This is a genomic window from Streptococcus sp. KHUD_013 (genome assembly GCF_052588545.1).
The window spans coordinates 131,045-153,755 of the sequence record NZ_CP186264.1 but is presented as its reverse complement, the minus strand read 5'-3'; the positions used below and the strand labels follow the sequence as shown (position 1 = coordinate 153,755).

Annotated in this window: 20 protein-coding genes, 1 other RNA gene and 1 pseudogene; 4 read left to right on the top strand and 18 right to left on the bottom strand. The window is 44.7% G+C overall.

Annotated elements, in window-relative coordinates:
- Positions 1 to 47: 47 nt before the first annotated feature.
- The 4 genes from ACOXXR_RS00685 to ACOXXR_RS00670 form a co-directional block, all read right to left on the bottom strand.
- Complete coding sequence (locus ACOXXR_RS00685) at positions 48 to 1,397, bottom strand: glucose-6-phosphate isomerase (protein ID WP_048716648.1); 1,350 nt, start codon at positions 1,395 to 1,397, stop codon at positions 48 to 50.
- A 407-nt stretch (positions 1,398 to 1,804) separates the two neighbouring features.
- An RNA gene (gene ffs / locus ACOXXR_RS00680) (signal recognition particle sRNA small type) lies at positions 1,805 to 1,890 on the bottom strand.
- A 41-nt stretch (positions 1,891 to 1,931) separates the two neighbouring features.
- Entirely contained in the window at positions 1,932 to 2,444 is a 513-nt protein-coding gene (tadA, locus tag ACOXXR_RS00675) for a tRNA adenosine(34) deaminase TadA (protein WP_445278533.1), read from the bottom strand.
- 218 nt (positions 2,445 to 2,662) lie between these two features.
- Positions 2,663 to 3,955, bottom strand: coding sequence for an adenylosuccinate synthase (locus ACOXXR_RS00670; protein ID WP_445278532.1), 1,293 nt, complete (start codon positions 3,953 to 3,955; stop codon positions 2,663 to 2,665).
- 296 nt (positions 3,956 to 4,251) lie between these two features.
- Between ACOXXR_RS00670 and gshAB the strand changes: the two genes are divergently transcribed.
- A complete protein-coding gene (gshAB, locus tag ACOXXR_RS00665; protein ID WP_003002066.1) occupies positions 4,252 to 6,507 on the top strand; it encodes a bifunctional glutamate--cysteine ligase GshA/glutathione synthetase GshB in 2,256 nt (751 codons plus the stop codon).
- A gap of 252 nt (positions 6,508 to 6,759) precedes the next feature.
- Here the strand turns inward: gshAB and ACOXXR_RS00660 are convergent, their stop codons facing one another.
- The gene (locus ACOXXR_RS00660; RefSeq protein WP_445278531.1) at positions 6,760 to 6,888 is read right to left on the bottom strand and encodes a hypothetical protein; all 129 of its coding nucleotides are present in this window, start codon (positions 6,886 to 6,888) and stop codon (positions 6,760 to 6,762) included.
- A 111-nt stretch (positions 6,889 to 6,999) separates the two neighbouring features.
- On the opposite strand from ACOXXR_RS00660, the gene hslO reads away from it, so the two are divergent.
- The 3 genes and pseudogenes from hslO to ACOXXR_RS00645 all read left to right on the top strand — a co-directional run.
- Positions 7,000 to 7,872 (top strand): Hsp33 family molecular chaperone HslO, encoded by an 873-nt coding sequence (gene hslO / locus ACOXXR_RS00655; protein WP_037608143.1) that lies wholly within the window; start codon positions 7,000 to 7,002, stop codon positions 7,870 to 7,872.
- Positions 7,859 to 8,836, top strand: coding sequence for a tRNA dihydrouridine synthase DusB (gene dusB, locus ACOXXR_RS00650; RefSeq protein ID WP_306474330.1), 978 nt, complete (start codon positions 7,859 to 7,861; stop codon positions 8,834 to 8,836). Before hslO ends, dusB begins: the two co-directional genes overlap by 14 nt.
- A gap of 144 nt (positions 8,837 to 8,980) precedes the next feature.
- Positions 8,981 to 9,130, top strand: a pseudogene (locus tag ACOXXR_RS00645) (TDT family transporter); the annotation flags it as partial.
- 85 nt (positions 9,131 to 9,215) lie between these two features.
- Here ACOXXR_RS00645 and ACOXXR_RS00640 read toward each other — a convergent pair.
- The 13 genes from ACOXXR_RS00640 to ACOXXR_RS00580 form a co-directional block, all read right to left on the bottom strand.
- Positions 9,216 to 9,755: a DUF3278 domain-containing protein gene (locus ACOXXR_RS00640; RefSeq protein ID WP_306474331.1), complete on the bottom strand. Its 540-nt coding sequence runs from the start codon at positions 9,753 to 9,755 to the stop codon at positions 9,216 to 9,218.
- A 26-nt stretch (positions 9,756 to 9,781) separates the two neighbouring features.
- Complete coding sequence (locus ACOXXR_RS00635; protein WP_306474332.1) at positions 9,782 to 10,108, bottom strand: hypothetical protein; 327 nt, start codon at positions 10,106 to 10,108, stop codon at positions 9,782 to 9,784.
- A gap of 10 nt (positions 10,109 to 10,118) precedes the next feature.
- The gene (locus tag ACOXXR_RS00630) at positions 10,119 to 10,661 is read right to left on the bottom strand and encodes a DUF3278 domain-containing protein (protein ID WP_306474333.1); all 543 of its coding nucleotides are present in this window, start codon (positions 10,659 to 10,661) and stop codon (positions 10,119 to 10,121) included.
- Positions 10,662 to 10,673: 12 nt separating this feature from the next.
- Positions 10,674 to 10,868 carry a helix-turn-helix transcriptional regulator gene (locus ACOXXR_RS00625; protein ID WP_306474334.1) on the bottom strand — a complete coding sequence of 65 codons (195 nt, stop codon included), beginning with the start codon at positions 10,866 to 10,868 and terminating at the stop codon, positions 10,674 to 10,676.
- Positions 10,869 to 11,164: 296 nt separating this feature from the next.
- Positions 11,165 to 11,962, bottom strand: coding sequence for an NUDIX domain-containing protein (locus ACOXXR_RS00620; protein ID WP_195324221.1), 798 nt, complete (start codon positions 11,960 to 11,962; stop codon positions 11,165 to 11,167).
- Complete coding sequence (gene pnuC, locus ACOXXR_RS00615; RefSeq protein ID WP_445278530.1) at positions 11,963 to 12,745, bottom strand: nicotinamide riboside transporter PnuC; 783 nt, start codon at positions 12,743 to 12,745, stop codon at positions 11,963 to 11,965.
- A 12-nt stretch (positions 12,746 to 12,757) separates the two neighbouring features.
- On the bottom strand, positions 12,758 to 13,816 hold the full coding sequence (locus ACOXXR_RS00610; RefSeq protein ID WP_120701507.1) for an AAA family ATPase: 1,059 nt from the start codon (positions 13,814 to 13,816) through the stop codon (positions 12,758 to 12,760).
- Positions 13,817 to 14,021: 205 nt separating this feature from the next.
- Positions 14,022 to 14,765 carry a hypothetical protein gene (locus ACOXXR_RS00605; RefSeq protein WP_445278529.1) on the bottom strand — a complete coding sequence of 248 codons (744 nt, stop codon included), beginning with the start codon at positions 14,763 to 14,765 and terminating at the stop codon, positions 14,022 to 14,024.
- A gap of 162 nt (positions 14,766 to 14,927) precedes the next feature.
- A complete protein-coding gene (locus ACOXXR_RS00600; RefSeq protein ID WP_120701505.1) occupies positions 14,928 to 15,332 on the bottom strand; it encodes a DUF4430 domain-containing protein in 405 nt (134 codons plus the stop codon).
- Complete coding sequence (locus ACOXXR_RS00595; RefSeq protein ID WP_342991651.1) at positions 15,313 to 15,801, bottom strand: ECF transporter S component; 489 nt, start codon at positions 15,799 to 15,801, stop codon at positions 15,313 to 15,315. The genes ACOXXR_RS00600 and ACOXXR_RS00595 overlap by 20 nt, the downstream gene beginning before the upstream one ends.
- Positions 15,802 to 15,812: 11 nt before the next feature.
- Positions 15,813 to 18,242, bottom strand: a complete 2,430-nt coding sequence (locus ACOXXR_RS00590; RefSeq protein WP_445278528.1) for an ATP-dependent Clp protease ATP-binding subunit — start codon at positions 18,240 to 18,242, stop codon at positions 15,813 to 15,815.
- Between the two features lie 7 nt (positions 18,243 to 18,249).
- Positions 18,250 to 18,708, bottom strand: coding sequence for a CtsR family transcriptional regulator (locus ACOXXR_RS00585; RefSeq protein ID WP_042361280.1), 459 nt, complete (start codon positions 18,706 to 18,708; stop codon positions 18,250 to 18,252).
- Between the two features lie 227 nt (positions 18,709 to 18,935).
- A complete protein-coding gene (locus ACOXXR_RS00580) occupies positions 18,936 to 22,646 on the bottom strand; it encodes an alpha-L-fucosidase (protein ID WP_445278527.1) in 3,711 nt (1,236 codons plus the stop codon).
- Between the last annotated feature and the right edge of the window lie 65 nt (positions 22,647 to 22,711).

Genomic DNA, 22,711 nt, shown 5'->3' with positions numbered 1-22,711 from the left:
TGAAAGCGATTAAAAAACGACCTCTTGCGAGATCGTTTTGTTGTCTATTATAGACGAGCGTTGAGTTCTTTGCTCAATTCTTCAAATCCTGGTTTACCAAGAAGGGCAAACATGTTACGTTTGTAAGCTTCAACACCTGGTTGGTCAAATGGGTTGATCGCGTTTAAGTAACCTGAAAGGGCAATGGCCAATTCGAAGAAGTAGATAGTGTAACCAAGAGTGAAGGCATCTTGCTCAGGAAGAGTTACGTACATGTTTGGTACGTCACCGTCAGTGTGGGCAAGAAGAACACCGTCAGTCGCTTTTTTGTTAACGAAGTCAACGTCTTTTCCTTGGAGGTATCCAAGTCCGTCAAGGTCTTCTTCCAAAGTAGGGATGATCACATTCTTACGAGGTTTGTCAACGCGGACAACTGTTTCAAACATGATGCGAGTTCCTTCTTGGATAAATTGACCCAATGAGTGCAAGTCTGTTGAGAAGTTAGCTGAAGTTGGGTAAATACCTTTTTGGTCTTTCCCTTCTGACTCACCAGCCAATTGTTTCCACCATTCTGAGAAGTATTGAAGAGATGGCTCGTAGTTTACCAAGATTTCAGTCGCATAACCTTTACGGTAAAGGATGTTACGAACTGCTGCGTATTGGTAAGCTTCGTTTTCAGAAAGTTTGTCTGAAGTGTAGTCTTTACGAGCAGCATTCGCACCTTCCATAAGGGCTTTGATATCTGCACCTGATGCTGCGATTGGAAGCAAACCAACTGCTGTCAATACTGAGAAGCGTCCACCGATATCATCTGGAACCACAAATGTTTCCCAACCGTTAGCATCTGCTTCAACCTTAACAGCACCTTTTTGGCGGTCAGTTGTTGCGTAGATCCGTTTGTTAGCTTCTTCTTGACCGTATTTCTTAACCAAAAGTTCTTTGAAGACACGGAAAGCGATGGCTGGTTCAGTTGTTGTACCTGATTTAGAAATCACGTTTACCGAGAAGTCTTTGTCTGCTACGTACTCTACCAAGTCAGCAAGGTATGTTGATGAGATTGAGTTCCCAGCGTAAAGGATTTGTGGTGCTTTGCGTTCTTCTTTTGTTTGCAAGTTTGCAAAGTGATGGTTCAAGAAGTCAATGGCAGCTTTCGCACCAAGGTATGATCCACCGATACCGATAACGACCAAAACATCGCTGTCAGCTTTGATTTGCTCAGCAGCTTTCAAGATGCGGTCAAATTCTTCGCGGTCGTAGTTTTCAGGAAGGTCCAACCAACCCAAGAAGTCGCTACCAGCACCAGTTCCTTTACGGATCAATTCGTCTGCTGCTGTAACTTGTGCTTGCATGTAGTCCACTTCATGTGGGGCAACAAATTTACCCAAAACTTTTGAGTAGTCAAATTTAATATGAGACATGTTATTCCTCCAAAATTTCTTCTTCTCTATGATATCGCTTTACTGGGATTTAATCAAGGGAAACCATCCTGTAAAACGTTTTCATTTGCTAATTTTTTTATTTTCACAAATCAAGCAACGACGCAATAGCAATCGTTTGCATATAGAGCCTTATTTTGAACGGAACAGACAAAAAAAGGAGCCTCTTCCGAAGCTCTATTTTTACGCTATTATTCTTTGAATCCACTAATGAATTTCGAGATGACGCTAGTGAGTGATCGGCTACAGGTCTCGTAAATCCTATGGGTCAGATCTCCTCCTGCAGACTTGACTCTCTATATATTTCGGAACGTAGTTCTCGCTTTGCTCGAACTGCGTCAATGTACCTAAGTTCATCCGCGTCCGTTGGACTTGATTCACTAAGGTACATAGAAAAAGAGCACACAGTTCACTTCGCTTAGGGCTGCTGGATTCCTCCCCTGACCCGCTTCACGCAGAACTGTTGCTCCGATAGGTATTATATCATAATTTGTTCGATTTGCAAAGGTCCGGTTTTTATTCTTGTGTCTCGACCTTGGCTGCGAGCTTGGCTTGTTTTTTTCGTTCTCGGCCTTGGCGGAAAAAGGTCTGCATAATGGCTGCACATTCTGCTTCCAAGATTCCTGTTTCTACTTCCACCCGGTGATTGAGACGTTCATCTGTCAAAATGTCGTAGAGACTCCCTGCTCCACCAAACTTCTGATTGGTCGCACCGTAGACTACCTGAGGGATCCGGGCCAGCCCGATGGCACCACTGCACATGACACAGGGTTCAATGGTCACAAAAAGAGTCGTATCCAGCAAACGCCAGCTCTCTTCATGCTGATTGGCTTCTTCAATCGCCATCACCTCTGCATGCATGACCGCTCGCTGCAATTCCTCTCGCGCGTTGTGGCCCCGTCCAATGATCTCACCGTCTTTGACAATGACACAGCCAATGGGTATTTCCTCATGGGCTAAGGCAATCTCTGCCTCTTTTAAAGCCTCCCGCATAAAAGCTTCTTTCTCTTCTAGGGTATAGTTTCTCACTTGTACACTCACTTACTTTTTATGTTCTTGTTCTATTATATGATGAAGCCAGAAAAAAAGCCAACAATGGGTGACTTCTTATAGGGAGATATTATGAAAAAAAGTTTGGATTCTAAACAAAGTGGGAGGTCTTTGTTTATGGTCTTAGTATAGACCACAGGGCTTAAAGTATTCTTAAGACTCAAAAAAGTTGAGAGAGACTCCCAACTTTTATTGAATTATTTACTTGACCAGACACTTTCCAGGATATTGGTTTGGTCACGATCTGGTCCGACTGAGAAGGTTGAAATGCGCACACCAACCAACTCACCGATCCGGCGAACATAATTGCGGGCATTTTCTGGAAGCTCATCCATGTGACGGACACCGGTGATGTCTTCTGACCAACCTGGTAATTCTTCATAGATTGGTTTGCAACGTTTGAGTTGCTCCAAGCTTGCTGGGTAGTGGTCAATGCGTTCTCCATCCAAGTCGTAAGCCACACAGATCTTCACTGTATCCAAACCTGACAGAACGTCGATGGAGTTCAAGCTGAGGTTGGTAATTCCTGACACACGACGGCTATGGCGCATGACAACTGAGTCAAACCAACCGACACGACGTGGACGACCGGTTGTTGTCCCATACTCATGGCCGACTTCACGGATCCGATCACCCACTTCATCAAAGAGCTCCGTAGGGAATGGGCCATCTCCAACACGGCTGGTATAGGCTTTACATACACCGACAACCTTATCGATCTTACTTGGGCCGACACCTGATCCGATGGTCACCCCACCTGCAACAGGGTTTGAGGAAGTTACAAATGGATAGGTTCCTTGGTCGATATCCAACATAACCCCTTGGGCTCCTTCAAAGAGCACGCGCTTGCCGTTATCCAAAGCATCGTTCAAGATAACAGAAGTATCGGTTACATATTGTTTGATTTGTTGACCATATTCATAGTATTCTTCGAAGATATCGTCAAATGACAAAGCCTCTGCATCATAGAGTTTGGTAAATTGACGGTTCTTTTCTTCCAAATTGATGCGAAGGCGTTCCGCAAAGACGTCACGGTCCAAAAGATCCGCAATCCGAATTCCTACACGTGCAGCCTTGTCCATATAGGCTGGTCCAATCCCTTTGATGGTCGTTCCGATTTTGTTGTCCCCTTTAGACTCTTCTTGGAGACGGTCCAATTCGATGTGGTAAGGAAGGATGACATGGGCACGGTCAGAAATGCGAAGGCTGTCTGTTGATACCCCTTCTTCATGGAGATAAGCCAACTCTTTGACCAATGATTTCGGGTTGACCACCACCCCATTTCCAATCACAGAGATCTTTTCAGGGAAGAAGATACCAGAAGGAATCAAGTGCAACTTGAACTTTTTGCCGTCAATCACGATGGTGTGACCGGCATTGTCCCCACCTTGGTAGCGAGCAATGACTTCTGCATTGGCTGATAGGAAGTCTGTAATCTTCCCTTTTCCTTCATCTCCCCACTGGGTTCCTACAACAACTACTGATGTCATATCTTTGTCTGAGCTATATAGCTCGTCCTTTCTTGAAAAGCAGGCAGGAATCTCACCTGCGATTATGTTTTATACCTCATTATATGAAAAATTTGACAATTTTTCAAGGAGGGTTCATCATTTCATTTGTTTTTTCTCTTATGTAGACGAATTACATTTTTACAAAATATGTATTTTCTGAATTTTAGTACTTAATTTAAAATAAAAGTTCGGAATTTTTGTAAAATCGTAGCGGAAATTTGCTTTCTTTTTCCGTTTGTAATAGACTAAAATAACTACCATAGGACGGTGAAACGATGACGATTAATCAATTACTGCAGAAACTGGATACATCAAGCCCTATTCTCCAAGCGACCTTTGGTCTGGAGAGGGAAAATCTGCGAGTGACAACTGATGGACACTTAGCTCAAACTGCTCATCCGAGTCAGCTTGGTTCCCGCAATTTCCACCCGACCATCCAAACAGACTTCAGCGAACAACAACTGGAACTAATTACACCTATTGCTCACTCTACTAAGGAAGCGCGGCGCTTACTGGGAGCTATCAGCGATGTGGCAGGCCGCTCAATTGACCAGAGTGAATGCCTGTGGCCTCTGTCCATGCCACCGCAGCTGACTGAAGAAGATATTATCATCGCCCGTCTGGAAAACGAATACGAACGCCACTACCGAGAGGGTTTAGCGAAAAAATATGGCAAAAAACTACAGGCCATCTCTGGTATCCACTACAACATGGAGCTAGGGAAAGATCTGGTCGCTGCTCTCTTTCAAGTCAGCTCCTATCATTTACTCAAGGACTTTAAAAATGACCTCTATCTCAAACTGGCTCGAAACTTTCTGCGTTTCCGATGGCTCTTAACCTATCTCTACGGTGCTGCTCCTCTGGCAGAAGCCGGCTTCTACAGTCAGGAATACCCGCAGCCTATCCGCTCTTTTCGCAACAGCAACTATGGCTATGTCAATGACGAGAATATTCAGGTGTCCTACACTTCTTTGGAGCAATATGTAACCGATATTGACAACTACGTTCAGTCTGGCGAGCTCAGTGCTGAAAAAGAATTTTACTCAGCCGTTCGCTTCCGTGGACAGAAGCACAATCGCGCCTATCTGGAGCAGGGTATCACCTATCTGGAATTCCGCTGCTTCGATCTCAATCCTTTTGACCATTTGGGCATTAGCCAAGAGACCTTAGATACTGTCCATCTCTTTTTACTGGGCCTGCTCTGGCTAGATGATGTAGAAAATGTTGATGCAGTATTAAAAGATGCTCATGATTTGAACCAGAAAATTGCTTGTAGCCACCCGCTGACTGCCCTGCCAGATGAGGCAGACAGCTCAGCCATTCTCCAAGCCATGGAAGGGCTCATCCAGCATTTTGAACTGCCAACTTACTATCAAACTTTGCTGGACCAGATGAGAGAGGCTCTCTTACATCCTCAGCTGACACTGTCAGGACAGCTCCTGCCCCATATCCAGCAAGATTCCTTAACAGCTTTTGGTCTAGAAAAAGCAGAAGAATACCACCGCTATGCCTGGACTGCTCCTTATGCCCTCAAAGGCTACGAAAATATGGAACTGTCCACCCAGATGCTACTCTTTGATGCTATTCAAAAGGGGCTAAATGTCGAAATTTTAGATGAAAAGGACCAATTTCTCAAGCTTTGGCATGGTAGTCATGTAGAATATGTCAAGAACGGTAATATGACCTCCAAGGATAACTATGTCATCCCTTTGGCCATGGCCAATAAAACAGTCACCAAAAAGATTTTGGCAGCAGCTGACTTTCCCGTTCCGGCTGGAGCAGAATTTTCTTCTCTAGAAGAGGGACTGGCCTACTACCCTTTGATTAAGAACCGAGAAATTGTTGTCAAACCCAAGTCAACTAACTTCGGACTGGGCATCTCTATCTTCCAAGAGCCAGCTAGCCTGGAAGCTTATCACAAGGCTCTGGAGATTGCTTTTTCAGAAGATGTCGCCGTCTTAGTGGAGGAATTTATCGCTGGAACGGAGTACCGCTTCTTTGTCTTAGACGGACAATGCCAAGCAGTCCTCTTGCGAGTGGCGGCCAATGTCGTCGGAGACGGTCAGCATACCGTGAGAGAATTGATTGCCATCAAAAATGACAATCCTCTGCGGGGCCGAGATCATCGTTCACCGCTTGAAATCATTGAACTGGGGGACATTGAACTGCTCATGCTGGACCAGCAAGGCTATGGACCAGATGATATCCTGCCTGCTGGAGTCAAGGTTGACTTGCGGCGCAATTCCAACATTTCTACTGGCGGAGACTCGATTGATGTCACAGACAGCATGCACCCATCTTATAAGGAACTCGCTGCGGACATGGCAAAGGCTATGGGAGCCTGGGCCTGTGGCGTTGATCTCATCATCCCTGACAGCTCTGCTATTTCCACAAAGGAAAATCCCAACTGTACCTGCATCGAGCTCAACTTCAATCCTTCTATGTATATGCACACCTATTGTGCTGAGGGGCCGGGACAAAGCATTACTCCGAAAATACTAGCTAAACTTTTCCCAGAAATGGACCTATAAAGTAAGAAAACGCAGAAGATGTCTCTGCGTTTTTGTTTTGTAACCGAGGTAGAGTTTTAGATGATAACCTAAAAAGATTAAGCATGGTCCTCCTACAAGTTTAAAATAGCAAGTCATTTGCTGTAAAATCATCCTCTAACAAGCAAATTTCAAATCTCTCCTGCATATAGCAGAGGAAATCTTCCCTTTTTCCCAAAAAGAATCATAGGCCGCGAATACAAGGCTAGTATCATCTGAACAAGTTCCAGCCAGTTACTGTTGGCTTCCATAGCCCACCATCTCAATCGCTTTAAAATTGCCTCGGGTTAAAAATTCATACGGAACCCCTAATGCATCAGCTACCGCCAAACCATAGACTGCCGCTTTCAAAGATTGGTTCATGCTAGCCTCCTTTGTTTTATTATACTATTTTTGGTCTTAAAATTCTTCCTAACCCCAAAAAGCAAGCGCAGGCCTGCGCCTGTTTTTCTATTTTGTGTTAAAATAAAAGGTATGGACAAAATTATCAAAACTATCTCAGAAAGTGGCTCTTTCCGTGCCTTTGTACTAGACAGTACAGAGACCGTGCGAGCAGCCCAAGAATACCATCAGACACAAGCAAGTTCAACAGTGGCCCTTGGGCGCACCCTGATCGCTAGTCAAATTCTCGCAGCCAATGAAAAAGGAAACACCAAGATAACAGTGAAAATCCTGGGCACTAGCTCACTTGGTGCTATCATCACTGTGGCAGATACTCAAGGAAACGTCAAAGGCTACGTGCAAAATCCTGGTGTGGATATCAAGAAAACAGCGACCGGTGAAGTCGTGGTCGGACCATTTGTCGGAAACGGGGAATTCCTAGTGATTACCGACTACGGCACAGGCAATCCTTATCATTCCATGACACCTCTCGTCACTGGAGAAATCGGTGAAGACCTAGCTTATTACTTGACTGAAAGCCAACAAACGCCATCTGCGGTTGGGCTCAATGTCCTCCTTGATGAAGAAGACAAGGTCAAGGTTGCCGGTGGTTTCTTGGTGCAGGTCTTGCCAAATGCCAAGGAAGAAGAAATTGCCAGCTTTGAAAAACGGATCCAAGAAATGCCGGCCATTTCTACCCTTTTAGCCTCTGACGACCATATTGAAGCCCTTCTTACTGCCATCTATGGTGACGAACCATACAAGCGTCTCTCAGAAGAAGAGATCCGCTTCCAGTGTGACTGTAGCAAGGAACGCTTCATGAATGCCTTGGCAAGCTTACCAGCCAAAGACCTTCAAGAAATGAAGGACGAAGACCATGGCGCGGAAATCGCTTGCCAATTCTGTCAGACAACTTACCACTTTGATGAAAACGACTTGGAGGAACTCATTCGTGACAAATCTTAATACACCTTTTATGATTGGGAACGTCGAGATCCCAAACCGGACGGTCCTAGCCCCCATGGCCGGTGTGACCAACTCAGCTTTCCGGACCATTGCGAAAGAACTCGGAGCTGGCCTTGTGGTCATGGAAATGGTCTCTGATAAAGGGATCCAATACAACAACGAAAAGACCCTGCATATGCTCCATATCGATGAGGGAGAAAATCCAGTATCAATCCAGCTCTTTGGGAGCGACGAAGATAGCTTAGCACGCGCAGCAGAATTTATCCAAGAAAATACCAAAACTGATATCGTTGATATCAATATGGGCTGCCCAGTTAATAAGATCGTCAAAAACGAGGCTGGTGCCATGTGGCTCAGGGACCCTGATAAGATTTACTCTATTATCAACAAGGTTCAATCTGTCCTTGATATCCCTCTCACTGTCAAAATGCGTACAGGCTGGTCTGACCCATCCCTAGCAGTCGAGAATGCCCTTGCTGCAGAAGCTGCAGGTGTTTCTGCCCTTGCTATGCACGGACGGACCCGGGAGCAAATGTACACTGGTCATGCAGACCTTGAGACCCTTCATAAGGTTGCACAAGCTCTGACAAAAATCCCATTTATCGCCAACGGGGATATCCGCACGGTTCAAGAAGCCAAACAACGCATCGAAGAAGTTGGTGCTGACGCTGTCATGATTGGACGAGCTGCTATGGGGAACCCTTACCTCTTTAACCAAATCAATCATTACTTTGAAACAGGAGAGATTCTACCTGATTTGACCTTCGAAGACAAGATGAAGATTGCCTACGAGCATCTGAAACGCTTGATCGATCTCAAGGGCGAACACATTGCCGTTCGTGAATTCCGTGGCTTAGCTCCTCATTACCTTCGTGGGACTTCTGGCGCAGCTAAACTTCGTGGAGCGATTTCTCAAGCCAATAGCCTAGCTGAGATTGAAGAACTTCTTCAATTAAACGCATAAGAAACATAAAAATAGGACCTTATGTGAACTGCTCCCCCAAAAAGTTAGACAGAAAAAATCTAACTTTTTTGGGGGTTTTATTATGAAATTGACAGATGAGGATATCGTTCTGATCTATGCACTCAGAAAACAAGGACAAAGCTTCCAACGATCATCACAGCAACTTCATTGAAAATGACCCAAGGCATTCTGCAGTTTCCGGCCCTCAACCTTCTCGTTTGGGCAGAAACTTTCATCTGTTTGACAATCCTGATCTATGTATTGATTGGCTATAACCACTATTTAAAAAGATAAAAGAACCCCCTAGCACGTAGAAGTGTTAGGGGGGTGTTGTTTCTGTTAGGTTGATAGTTATTATAACCAAAATCCAAGCGGTTTCTTACTTCTCCTCGTGCAACGATAGAAAGCCATAGACCATAGTCCCAAAGATTGCTCCAATACTAAGACCAAAGACCAGTAAGGGGATCATTATCTCTGTTTGGATGATTTTTTCCAAGAAAGTTGAAAGGGGCATCTGCTGAACGAAGAGTTTATGAAAGACCAGCAGGGCAAATAAGCCAATCTCAATACTTATAAATACCAACCAACTACGAACTTTAATTTGGTGTTTGCTGTAGGTTCTATAGATGATTTCTGATTTGTCGTCCTTTTCAAGATGAAGCTCTTGGACGGCTCTTTGGGCTTTTATAGTCATAGAAAGAATGAGTCCAAAATAGATGAAGGGCATAACATTTCGAACAATTTCTATAAAGCGTCCGAATAAAATATAGAACAGGAAGAGAAAGAAGGAAGAGTAAAAGATTTGAACCATGGAACGGGCGCAAGCCTTGTAGATAACCTCTTGACGGCATTCGTCAAAAGGCCCTTGTATATGAAAGAGATTTCGAAGTAAGCGAGTTGTTAAGTCTTCTTTTTTCATGGATGAATTCTCCTAAATGAACGATGTTACTTTGTTTCTTTTACGAATTGATAGAGATAATAAAGATAAGTGATAGAAGAAAGGCTAGCGATAGTTAATAGTAAATAATATTTCCAATTGCTTGAGATGACCATCAGTTGTGGCAGAGATAGAATCATAAAGCATAGTGCTAAGTTGAGTATGCGCGTTTTTTGGGAATCTATCTTTAGATAAGTCAGTCCTTTGTTGAATGCTGGAACAAAGACTAGAAGGAGAACTACATCGTAGAGGGGCAAGTTCCCTGAAACTATGATGAAGATGAGCAGTGAAGCAAACAAAAGATGATAGGTCAGTAAAGTTAGTAATGATTTCATAGGGCACCTCCTAATCGTCGTCCTGATTTTTTTTAGCTTTTTGAATACGATGGGAGAAAACGCTCTGCATGGTCAATCCGAAGAATAAAGTTGCTATGATAGTTGTCACAAAATGTCCTGTATTTAAAAGAGAACTTAGATAACTCTTATTATCATCCGTCAAGACATTAAGAAATGGGATTCCAAAGAACATACCTAGTCCATATATTAGACCTGCTTTCAGACCAGGAAAACGTAACTGTTTCTTTTCTTTTTGACTCAACATATCAGGATCGATAGCTGTGATACCCGTTTTCTTGGTTTGAGAAAGCACATAGAAAGCGGCTATCATAGAAATACCAAATATCACCAGAGGATAACCGATAGCAACTATTTCTGGATATTTATTGGCAAGAACGAGTGGGATTAAATTGCCAAATATCATCAGGTAAAAGAGGACGATAAAGACCTGATTACCGATACGATCAGCTTCACGTCGTTTGTGTTCGTCAAGAGGTCCAGAAATACCATATGTACGTTTGATAAGTTTTTCAGTGAATGTTTCTTTTTTCATTTTTTCTCCTTTTTAAAACTCTTCTTCCCAAAAGAGACTGTTGAGGTCAGTCTGTAGGCTTCTAGCAAGATTGAGACAGAGTTCCAGGGTAGGATTGTACTTGTCGTTTTCAATCATGTTGATGGTTTGCCTCGAGACGCCGATATCCTTGGCAAGTTCGAGTTGGGACTTTCCCAGTTCCTTTCGGAATTCTTTTACACGATTCATGCTTCTTCCTTTTAATTTATGTCGTATATATTTGACCATAGTATATTATTTTAAAAATAAAATGTCAACTATTTTTGACATTATTTTTAATTTTTCTTTCTAAAACAAAAAAGAGAGTGGGACAGAAATCGGTCATTCGTTAGAATTCGATTTCGTCGTCCCACCTCCGCACAGTTGAGTAGGGCTGTAAAAGCTGATGAAATCAGCGTAGTAGAGCCCACTCAACCACTGCGTCTTGCTCGACAATCCAAAAACAATTGAGAGGCTAGGACTTTTGTCCCAGCCTCTTTTGTATCTTATTGATCCGCTTGAGACTCGCTTTCTTTCCAGCGATAGGTCTTGCGTGGTTTTTTCTTAGGTACCCGCTTGACACCCACTTCTTCAACGTAAGAGCCATAGGTTACAAGGAAATTATTGGTCAAAATTTCTTTATCTGGATGGATCAAATTCACCAACTCGGTTGCTTCGTATACGGTGAAAGGCTCTTCTAGGAGATGGAGGAAGGTTGGATTCCAGGCCAAGCGCCCTTGGATCCGCTTGATAGATTCTTGGACAATCTCATAGTGGTCAAAGGCAAAATCTTCAGCCGTCAAGACACGTCCATCTAGGGAACATTCCCCATGTTTGAAGTCCACATCGAGAAAGAGAACTTCTTTGGCATCATCTCCAGCTCGGACCATATCTACTGCTTCAGCTGGCAAATAAACCAAGTGAGCAATGGTAATGACCCAACCCCGAGGGTCCCGACCAGGAGTAGAAACTGTCATTAGTTGCTCGACCTTTTGAGGGGTCAATTCTAGTCCAACTTCTTCCTGGACTTCACGGATACAAGCCTGGATAGCATCTTCGTGCTTTTGCAAGAATCCTCCAACCAAGGCGACCCGATGCTGACAAGGGTGGGTTTTCCGGCGAATCACCAAGAGTTTCAAGCGCCCTTCTACAAAGCAGTAGGCCACCATATCGGCAGTTACGCTTGGATTTTCATAGGTGGGATGATCCTGCTCCTTATACCAACGGAGGAATTCTTCCTCGCTGACGACCGTCTCGTAGTATTCCTTTTCGTTCATCCCTTCCGGAATGCTGATTGTTGCCATCTAAGCAACCTCCTTTTTCACTGCTTTACTCCACTGATACCAACCGACAAGACTGTTAAGGGTATAGACCCAATACATTCCCTGAATATGGATGCTTTCTCCCCACCAGAGGTAGATACTGAAGAGGTTGGTCGCAATCCAGAAAATCCACTGTTCACGATAGAGACCGGTCATGAGAAGTTGACCGACTCCATTGGTCGCATCTGTCACACTATCACGGAAAGGTCGTGCGCTGTGGATGCTTTTATAGGCGTAGCCCATCCCGATCCAAATCAGAGCTGTTAGGGCCAAGTACTTGATCCATTCCATTAGGTTTAATTTCTTGGCCTCAAAATGAGATTCTTCCGCTTCCCCCTGATCATTGATCCGATTCGACAACCAGACATAGAGACCAATTGGCTGCATCACGAAGAAATACAAGGTCGTCAAGACTTCTCCATAGAAGTTTTTGTTCAAGGCTAGGATTAAATAAATAGCTGAGTTTACTGCTCCAAAGAGATAGTTACTAGCCCGACCTTCTGCTACTAGTATAACACAAACTATTCCTGTCCAGGATGCAAAGAGCCCCAACCAATCATGACTCGCTTCCTGATTGGTAAATTCTAAGATAAAGGGCACGCTGGACAAAGCAAGCAAATAGAGCCATTGTGTCAATGTGCGGCCAGCGAACAGGTCTTTCCAAAGGAGTTTCATAATGCCTACAAAGCCACGTTTGCCTGCTTCTCGATGGACATTTTTTAAATGTTCCCCAAATGTTTGAATTTTTTCTTGTAATCGTTTCATGTTGCTTCTCCTTTAATCAGCTTGATAAATCGTATCGATGACACGTTTCGCTTCTTCATAATTCCCCAAGTAGTCTTGCCCGAGATAGGCTGTAGGGATATCCGAGAGGTATTGATGGCGGAGGTAATCCAGGTGATTTGAAAAACTGTTGCGAATTTCATCATCTGCCATGGTCATATCACGGAAACCATCATTAACATAGGAGCCAATAGGTTGGACAAATAAGATTAAATCCCACTTTTCCTTAGCTAAGATGCTGACAAAGAGATTGTCAAAGGTATCCGTCATACCGGTCTCTTGGCCTTCTACTTCCATATAGTAGTCGTAATAGCCCTTCGTCACCAGAGAATTTGTATCCGCAATGACTAAGCCACGATTGGCACTACTATCGATTAATTTTGAGGTTTGATCGTATTGTCCGAGTAGGAGATAATAGTAATCTTTTGGTGTTAGTTCATCATCCCGTACATTATTTCTAATTTGGTACTCCCGAGCATATTCCAAGCTCACTGGCGCATCATAGAAACGGGCCAAATCCTTTGCCAAGGTCGTCTTCCCATTACTAGCACTACCCATAATGAGAACCTTTTTCGTAAACTGACGACGGAAGGGTTGGGCAATATATTTCCAATATTTGCTCGGGTTCTCTCTGATGAGGGTTCCTGAGATGCCAAACTGACGCTCCTGCAGGCGGGCTTCAAAGCCTCGCGCTTCAAGTTCTTCTTGGTAAGCCTTCTCTCCAACAAAGAAGATCAGCTCTTCTCTCTCTGCATGATATTGAATGGTTTCTAAGGCTGTTTTCAACCAAGGCTCCCATCCCAAAGGATAGCGGGGAAGATCTGTCTCGTCAAGTTTATATATTTGAGTGAGTTCATCATTTGAAAAACCTTCTCGGATATAGCGAAAACGTTTCTGCAAAGGAAGTCCAACTTCTTCTCCACGGTCTCCTTTGTACCCAGAAACAATTACACGAACGCGGTCACATTGGCGCTTTGCCCGTTGAATTAAATCAATATGCCCTTGATGAAGGGGGGCAAATGTTCCAAAAACCACTGCCACTTTTTCTTTCATCTTACTGGCTCCTTTGTATTATTATTTCAAAACATGCTTTGCTTATACTTTTATTATAAACTATAATTAGCCAGTGTCAATACTTTTTTATAAAAAAATATATTTTTATAAAATAAAAATTAAAAAGATCCAACTCTGTATGTTATTATACAGAATTGAACCTCTGATTTCAATCATTTTTTTAATATTTCTTAATGGCGAGTCATTATTCCCGAACCAAGGCGTGCGCATGTCCATTTTCAGCCACTTGAACACTTGCCACTTGACCATCTTGACCGACGACTATATCCAAGCTAGCTGTAGATCCATCTTGAGTGGAAATCAAGCCAGCATGATAATGACCATGATCCAAGTTGTATTCATAGCTTCCAATCGTATAGCCCACTGCATCGCCACCTGGAGTTTGAATGGTCACTTGACCTCCTTGCCCAATTGTTACGCCGGTATCGCGACCATCGGTCCAACTACCTGCTGCTGTAGAATAATCCCCTGAGGCATAAGCTAACACACCTTTATAGCGTGGGTTCTCTGTCTTAGAGGCTTGCTCTTTAGCACTCGTGCGACCTTCCTCCAAGCTAGGACGTTTTTGTTTTTCTGGTGCTGAGTTCACTGCTGGTTTTGTTTCTTTGGAAGGAGTTGGAACCAGGCCTTGACTGGCTTCTGGAACTCTTGGTGTCACCGGAGTTGACGGACTTTTTTGGCTCGCTTGTGTCTCGCTCGAAGCGATGGTAGGAGATGCTGCCACCTCTGCGCTTTGTTGGCTTTGTGTGGTTTTGCTTATAGCCTTTTTCTCTTCTTTTTTACTCGTAGAACTTTGTTTTACTTGTGCAATTTTATTAGTTGAAGATGGACTGGTTTCCTTTTTCTTTTCTGATCCACAGCCGCTTAAGAGAAGAGCAGCTGTTAGAGCAAGGGTGGATAGACTAAATAAGGTTCCTTTCATTTTCATGGCAATACCTCTCTTTTGTAACATTTGTTACATTTTGTAATATAATTGTAACATTTATCTATAGGGACGTCAAGAGGATTCACAATTCTTATAAAAAATAGAAACTAGTTTCAAAAAAAGAGTGAACCCATGGAGTCCTAGTCCAAGCATTCACTCTTTTTCTTATTGATAGACTTCTTGATAAAATTCGATAGTGTCTCCATCTTGGACAGTGGTCTCTGCTGCCCCTTTTGGTGCCATCTCTCCATTGATCTTGTACATCCAATAGAGCCCCTTGCTTTCGTCTTGGGCTACTCCATCGATCGAGGTGATGAGGCCACCCTTCTCCTCAATTTTGTAGTTGCCTTTAAGGACTTCCATCAAGTTGGCTTTTTCTGCAACCTTTAGGGTCTTGCTTTGAGCTTCTTGCCCTTCAGGGGCGATACTTACCGTAATGGTACTTTCTTTTTCTTTTGCTACTTGTGAGCTAGAAGCTGAGTTTTTCGTAGCTGATGGTGTGCTTTGTCCGCAGCTAACCAAGACAAGAGCCGCTAAGACAGTAAACAAGCTATAAAGTGTTTTTTTCATGATACAATCTCCTAAATATGACATAAAGTAAAGGATAAAAACAAGCGGTGGAAAGGGCATGGGCTAGGTTAAAGCTAAAGCCATTTACCAGAGCATAGGTCCACCAAGGCATGTGATAGAGGACAGCATAAACACTATCAATCAACATCCCGTAGAGAAAGGATAAGATGCCGACCACTAGGGTTTGGACTTCCAAAGACAAGTGGTGGCAAAGCCCTCGCCAAAGAGTCAAGAGGAGGGCAAAGACTAGAATCTGAGCGACTACCACTGGACTCATCCCCAAGAGAAAGGCTGAAGTAAACATAGTGACAGCCATCACCAAACAGGCGAATGGCCAGTCTTCGAATAGCACCAGCAAAAAGAAGATGGCACTAATGGGTTGGACATTGGGTAGAAAGGCAAAAGCTTGTCGCAACACCACACAGAGTGCTGCTAGGAGGGTGATTCGGGTCAAGCGTTTGAGAGGCACTGCATATCCTCCTAGTCAATCGTGAAGTTAAGCTGACCAGACTTGACACCTACCTTGAGGGTTTGACCTTCAGCCACTTCTCCTCTCAAGAGGATCTCTGCCAAGTAGTCTTCCACCTGGGTCTGGATAGTTCGACGCAAAGGTCGAGCTCCCATCTCTGGATCATATCCGTGAGTTGCCAGCCATTTAAGGGCAGACGCCTGGAATTTCAGAGCAATGCCCTTCTCTGCTAGGGATTGAACCAACGGTTTCACCATAATCTTGACAATCTCGTGCATTTGGTCACTGGTCAAGCTATGGAAGACGACCTTTTCATCAATCCGGTTGATAAACTCTGGTCGATAGGTCTTCTTCAACTCTTCGAAGATGCGTTTTTCCATATTGGCTTGGTCAAAGCGAATATCCTTGGCTCCAAAACCAACTGTCTTATCATCTCGTAAAGTAGTAGCTCCCAAGTTTGACGTCATGATAATAATGGTATTGGAGAAATCCACCTTGCGTCCCTTGCTGTCGGTCAAGACACCGTCATCCAAGACTTGCAAGAGAACGTTAAAGATATCTGGATGGGCTTTTTCCACCTCATCAAACAAGAGGACTGAATAAGGTTTGTTGCGGACTTTTTCCGTCAACTCACCACCTTCTTCATAACCAACGTAACCCGGAGGAGCTCCGTTGAGACGACTAGCCGCAAATTTCTCCATGTATTCACTCATATCAAAGCGAATCAAAGCGGACTCGTCATCAAAGAGGACCTCAGCAAGCGCCTTGGCTAGCTCGGTTTTCCCGACTCCTGTCGGACCGAGGAAGAGGAAGGAACCAATTGGTCGCTTGTGAGACCGAATACCCGACTGATTACGGCGAATCGCTCGGCTAATACTTGAGACGGCCTGATCCTGACCGATCACGCGCTTATGAAGTTCCGCTTCTAATTCAAGGTATTTCTTAGCCGCTGTTTGGGTGAGTTTCTCCACAGGAATGCCAGAAAGCTGACTGAGCGTCTTCAGGATATCCTCTTCCTTGACTTCTAACTGATAGCCTTTCGGACTGGCGTCTTCTTTTAGTAACTGAGCAACTTTTTTCCACTGTCCCTTGAGCAAGGCCTGATCGGCAGCTGTCAAATCGGACTGAAGACCCGCTTGAGGCCCCTTGTTTTGTACAGTCGCTGCCGCCTCATCCAAAAGATCAATGGCTGAGTCTGGCAAGAGGCGACTGGTCAAATAACGATGGGCATAGACAACGGCTGTCTCAATGGCTGCATCCGTAATATGGACACGGTGGTGACGCTCATAGGTCTTCTTGAGCCCTTGCAAAATAGCAATGCTATCCGCAACAGACGGTTGCTCAATCAAAACCTTGGCAAAACGGCGTGACAGAGCGGCATCTTTTTCGATGTGTTTTTGGTATTCTTCTTGCGTAGTCGCTCCTACGGTCCGTAAGGTCCCGCGAGCCAAGGCAGGCTTCAAGATATTGGCTGCATCCAAGGTGGAGTCAATCCCTGATCCAGATCCCATAATGGTATGGAGCTCATCAATGAAGAGAATGACATGGCCATCTTCTTCAATATCATTGATGATGTTGTTCATCCGCTCTTCAAAATCCCCACGGAAACGCGTTCCCGCAACAACATTCATCAAGTCTAACTCTAAGACACGCATCTTAGCAAGTTCAGTTGGGACATCTCCACTGGCAATCCGTTGGGCCAAGCCCAAAGCCAGAGCAGTCTTTCCGACACCGGCATCTCCAACGAGGACTGGATTATTTTTCGTTTTGCGGCTCAAAATCTGAATCATCCGCGAGATTTCTTGCCCCCGACCAATCACCGGTTCCAAACTGCCATTGCGAGCCATTTCTGTCAAATCTCGGGTGTAGTCTTCCAAACCACCGCTGGTAGAGGCTGGCATGCCCATCATATTTCCCATGGTTTGACGATTTGGTTGCTGGGACCGATAGAGAGAACGGATAGCCTTGACAGCTTCCTTGTCCCAACCTGCTCGTTGTTCCAAACTCTTACGAAGTTCGACGATTTTAATGCCATCTTCCTGATCATCATAGCGGAAGCCCACATACTCCAACACTTGAGAAGCTAAGGTTCCCCGCTCTAGTAAGAGCGCCAAGAGGACATGCTCTGTTCCAAGACTTTTGGCATGGACTGCCTGGGCAATCTCTTGGGAACGGTTCATGATTTCTTCTACACGGAAAGAAAAAGGAAATACCTCATAGCGACCATCCCGTTGGTAGACTTGGCCCGTGATGTGCTCAGCTGCGTCTTGAAAATCATCAATCTGCATAGGATAGTCACTTAAGACGGAACCAGCTACACTATAGGGGTTATTTGCTAGGGCCACTAGGATATGCCAGGTATCTAGGGTTTGGGAATCAAAATGACCCGCCAAGATTTGAGCGGCTTCAATCGTTTCTAATAGGGCTTTTGAATAGTTCATAAGGAGATTACATTCCCTTTCTATCGACTTGTTGGATAATTTTTCGTAGGATATTGGATCGTAAGCGATGGGCTTCACTTCCCAAAACCTCGTCTGTTGTCATCACTGACAAGAGCTCTGCTTCTCTCTTTGTAAGGAGTTTTTCTTCAAATAGCATCTGGAGGATATCACAGAATACAGTCTGACTGATCTGTTCTCCAATGCTTGCGCCAAGCTCTGTTAGCATCTGGTGTTGGTCTGAAAATTGAATCTTGCCAATCCGGATATAACCTCCGCCTCCACGCTTGCTCTCTACGATGTAGCCTCGACTTTCGGTGAAGCGGGTCTTAATCACATAATTGATTTGACTAGGAACAACTTGGAAAACATCCGCTAATTCGCTTCTCTTGAGCTCAGCGATTCCTGCTTGAGCCAGTAGCAACTTGATATAGGCCTCGATGCTATCTGATGTATTTTTACTTGCCATGATGCTCCTTTCTGATGGTTTCATTCTAGATGAGCTCTCTGCTTCAGAGGATAAAAAATGGTCTCATCATCCATGATGTCATTATTGACCTTATCTGACTATTATACAATTTTTACGCCTGTAAATAAAGCAAAGACTACGTCCAGATGGAATCTGAATCCCCCTTACTGGTAGCCAGAAGAAACAAAAAAGAGGCTAGCGATTGCTAACCTCTTATAGAAGGAGCATTAGGATTTTCGACGAGCGAATTTTACTCTTCCGCCTAAGAAGCCTAAGCCGAAAAGTCCCATCCAGGCTAAGAAACTTGCCTTCTCTGATCCTGTCTGTGGCAGTTTACCTTCCGGTTGTAGAGAAGGGCTTTCAACCTCTTCTACTATTGGATGCTCGGCAGTCAAAACAGCAGTTACTTCTGGAATCGTCTCTTTCAGAAGAACCGGAGTTTCTTTCTCTTTTTTATCTTCTACTGTTGAATGATGTGCATGAACTTGTAAGTCTTTACTTGGAGTTACAGGTGTTATTGGAGTCGGTAGATCAGGTGTCACAGGATGTTCTTCTACCACTCCTGTTCCGACTTCTGTAATCTGGTTCTGGGCTTCCACTTCGACAAAGGCATCGACTTCTGTCCGAATTTCTTTGCCTTCTTCTTGTCGAACCTCGATCAACTTCAAGCGGCGTCCAACCTTCCCTGCTTGAAGGATCCGGCTTTCGCCCTTGGCCAAGTCCTTGCTTTCACGCGTTTGACTCTCAAATGGAATCTCCTCCGCTTCGATGAGAAGTTCTGGCTTTTCAAGAATCAAATCCCGAACACCTTCGTCTGGGCGTGTCTGCGTCAGCGGTTCATAATTATGAGCATCTTCTAAGATGGTCTCAAGGGCTTCCACTTGATTCGCTGTAGCAACCAAATCTGGTCGCTCTTGATTCAACAACTGAGTCAATTCCGTCAATTGCTCTTGAACAGTTGATTTGAGATTTGCTTTCAAGCGATCGAGAGAAGTAGCCTTGATTTTTTCTACTCCTTCTTTGATAACCTGTTGGAGCTCTTCTTGACTGAGCAACTGACTATCTTTTCCTGATAGGATAAAGCGGTCTACCTGGATGGCTCTAGATGACTGAGGATCATTGAGAGACGGATCCAAGTGCAGACGTAATTGGTGGTAGCCTTTTGCTAGACCTTGCAGATTGACCAAACTCTGGTCCAGTTTGCGTTGATCTCCATAGCCACTGAAGTAATGGTCGCCTTCAATCTCATAGTCATGACCACGCCCTTCTTCAAAGGCCATTTCTTTTCCATCTAGGGTGACGCTGTAGAGACCATGGCTTGGATCAACCACTCCTCGAACTTCCACACCAGTTCCCTTGAAGGTGATGGTCACATCAATGTGTTTCTTTCCTTCTTCATCGGTTACTTGGTTGAAGCTAGACCAAGATTCCGTTCCATTTGAGAAGTCTCGATTGTCCGTCTCATGATTCCAGCCTTGGCTGTAGTGCAGTTTTGGATCTTGATCATCCACTTCTTTGCGATTTTCTGGAAGTAGGTCCTCGTTCATCACTTGGACTGTCAGTTCTGGAATAAAGCCGACCAGGCTGCCTTGATCCGGATGCAACAATTTGGCCTTAAAGTCATAGACATCGGTCGCTTTTCCTGCAAAATCAAGGGTTGGGACTTGGACTGTTTTTTCTGTCTCGCCATCTGCGAACTCAAGGGTGACATTGGTATCTTTGTAGACCTTGCCATGAACCCCTGTTCCTGGTTCTGTGATTAACTTAAGACTGGCACTTCCTTTAGAGCCACCTTTTCTTTTGACGACGATTTGCGCTGGCTCTCCTTTTTTAACAGCTAAGGTTGGCTGAGCAAACTCAAAGAGGCCTTTTTCTTGGTTATTGAGGGCATAAATCCCTTCCGTTGCGATAGCATCTCCCTTGCTATTGACCAAGGTCAAGGTATGGGAACCTGCTTTCAAATCTGGTGTTTCATAAACCTTTTGGCTGCGTTTGCGAGTTGGACTTTGGGTATTGACCGTCGCTAGTTTTTGCCCATCGACATAGACATCCATTTCCCCATGACCTGGGTCTACAGTTGCGACCACATAGGCCTTGGTCCCTTCGAATTGATAGGTTGCAGAAGCTCCCGCTTCCTTGGTCCACATAGAGGTGCCTCGAACGCCTTCTCCCTCTTCATTCCATTGGCTATTGGCCCGATCAGCTGTTCGATCGGAATGATAGGTCAAACCAAGCGGATAGCCATCGGTTTCTTCGATGCTGGCTGGTGTCTTATAGACAGAGACACCGTTCAAGATTGGAGTGGCTTGGGCATCAGTAATTGACACTCGGAGGTAGCGACTATCAACTGGTTGCCCTTTGATCAAACGGCGGTATCCAACGGTTGACCCAGCCCCAAAAGGAACCCATTGGCCATTCACCGCTACATCGATGGTGAAACCGGAAATCCGTTGGCCTTTCTCGATGGTTTCTTTGAGCTCTACTACATCAAAATGTTGCTCTTTTCCAAGGTCGAGCACGAAAGAGCCGGTCTTAGCATCATCGGCAGGTGCCCAACTGGTCTTTTCATCGCCATCTGTCAAATGGCTAGCTGCGTAATGCGAATTGCGCCGTGTCGAGTCAGCTTCTACCAAAGCGCCCGCTGCATAGTCCACGCTGTAGAGTTGGTCCAAAGTCTGGCGGAATTCTTTCAAACGAGCCACATCGGCGTCCGCAAACTTCCCATCTTGATTGGGTGGAATATTGAGCAAGAGTGGCGTCCCACGACCGACAGATTTGAAGTAAATGTCCATCAATTCACGCAGGGACTTAGGCTCTTGATTGTCATGGTAGAACCAGCCAGAGCGAATGGAAACATCCGCTTCTCCAACTGAGTATTGTTTCCCTTCTGGATCTCCATGGTTGAGATAGCTATTGGATGGATTGTTGCGAATCTTATCCGGATTGACCTTATGCCAAACTGGATCTCCAGCAATTCCCTTTTCATTTCCTATCCAGCGAACATTGGTGGGCTCAGCTGAGAAGATAGCAATATCCCCTTGGGCTTTACGGATGGCGTCAAACCACTTATCGAAGGTATAGGTTACTTTTTGAGCCCCATCGCCACGCGCTCCATCCATCCAGACTTCAACAAATTTGCCTTTGTTTCCATATTTAGGATTTTCAAGGATTTCTTTGAGCTGGTTGAGATAGTATTCGTTGTATTGGTCCTCTGTATCCACATGGTAGAGCGGGCTGTGAGCATCCCAAGGGGAGAGGTAGACCCCCATATCCATGTCATACTTGCTAGCAGAAGCCGAAACTTCGGCTAGGATATCGCCTTTTCCTTCCTTCCAACCACTTTTGGCAATGGTATGGTCGGTGTATTTAGAAGGGTACAAGAGGAAACCATCGTGGTGCTTGACGACCATGATGGTCCGTTTGAAGCCAGCGTCTTTCAGGGTTTTGATCCACTGATCGGTATCCAGATGCTCTGGATAGAAATAATAAGGGTCTTCTTGCCCATCTCCCCACTCACGATCGTAGTAGGTGTTCATCCCAAAGTGGATGAAGGCTGCCAGTTCTCCGCGATGGTATTGCATTTGGGCCTTGCTAGGAAGCGGACCGTAGTCTGCAATCTCAGGTTCCTCATCTGAAGATGTTACTGGTTGAATTGCTTCTGTCCCTTGGCTGACTGCTCGGTTTTCTTTCTCACTCGTTACGGGTGAGGAATGTTCTGATTCTTCTTGGTGGTCTTTCACAGTTTTTCCCTCCTCCCCTTGATGCTCGACATCACTTGTGTCGACTCGTTCTTCACGAGTCTCACTCCTCTCAGCTTGTTCCTCTGCATAACTGGTAGTGACTCCTAAAAAACAAGTCGCTACGACTACAGAGCAAACCCCTACTGATAGTTTGCGAATGCCAAATCGATTTCTCTTATCAAATAATCTTTTTCCCATATTCCATTCCTTTATGTCATCAGGTAAAGAGGGTGGAGACTTTCCCCATCCTCTTTCTGTTACCT

Coding starts and splice junctions, on each gene's coding strand:
- ACOXXR_RS00670 (WP_445278532.1), bottom strand. CDS start 3,955: ATGACATCAGTAGTTGTTGTAGGAACCCAGTGGGGAGATGAAGGAAAA.
- ACOXXR_RS00600 (WP_120701505.1), bottom strand. CDS start 15,332: ATGAAAAAAACACTTTATAGCTTGTTTACTGTCTTAGCGGCTCTTGTC.
- pnuC (WP_445278530.1), bottom strand. CDS start 12,745: ATGAAACGATTACAAGAAAAAATTCAAACATTTGGGGAACATTTAAAA.
- ACOXXR_RS00620 (WP_195324221.1), bottom strand. CDS start 11,962: ATGGCAACAATCAGCATTCCGGAAGGGATGAACGAAAAGGAATACTAC.
- ACOXXR_RS00685 (WP_048716648.1), bottom strand. CDS start 1,397: ATGTCTCATATTAAATTTGACTACTCAAAAGTTTTGGGTAAATTTGTT.
- ACOXXR_RS00630 (WP_306474333.1), bottom strand. CDS start 10,661: ATGAAAAAAGAAACATTCACTGAAAAACTTATCAAACGTACATATGGT.
- ACOXXR_RS00590 (WP_445278528.1), bottom strand. CDS start 18,242: ATGAACTATTCAAAAGCCCTATTAGAAACGATTGAAGCCGCTCAAATC.
- ACOXXR_RS00625 (WP_306474334.1), bottom strand. CDS start 10,868: ATGAATCGTGTAAAAGAATTCCGAAAGGAACTGGGAAAGTCCCAACTC.
- ACOXXR_RS00635 (WP_306474332.1), bottom strand. CDS start 10,108: ATGAAATCATTACTAACTTTACTGACCTATCATCTTTTGTTTGCTTCA.
- ACOXXR_RS00585 (WP_042361280.1), bottom strand. CDS start 18,708: ATGGCAAGTAAAAATACATCAGATAGCATCGAGGCCTATATCAAGTTG.
- ACOXXR_RS00610 (WP_120701507.1), bottom strand. CDS start 13,816: ATGAAAGAAAAAGTGGCAGTGGTTTTTGGAACATTTGCCCCCCTTCAT.
- gshAB (WP_003002066.1), top strand. CDS start 4,252: ATGACGATTAATCAATTACTGCAGAAACTGGATACATCAAGCCCTATT.
- ACOXXR_RS00580 (WP_445278527.1), bottom strand. CDS start 22,646: ATGGGAAAAAGATTATTTGATAAGAGAAATCGATTTGGCATTCGCAAA.
- ACOXXR_RS00605 (WP_445278529.1), bottom strand. CDS start 14,765: ATGAAAATGAAAGGAACCTTATTTAGTCTATCCACCCTTGCTCTAACA.
- ACOXXR_RS00640 (WP_306474331.1), bottom strand. CDS start 9,755: ATGAAAAAAGAAGACTTAACAACTCGCTTACTTCGAAATCTCTTTCAT.
- hslO (WP_037608143.1), top strand. CDS start 7,000: ATGGACAAAATTATCAAAACTATCTCAGAAAGTGGCTCTTTCCGTGCC.
- ACOXXR_RS00660 (WP_445278531.1), bottom strand. CDS start 6,888: ATGAACCAATCTTTGAAAGCGGCAGTCTATGGTTTGGCGGTAGCTGAT.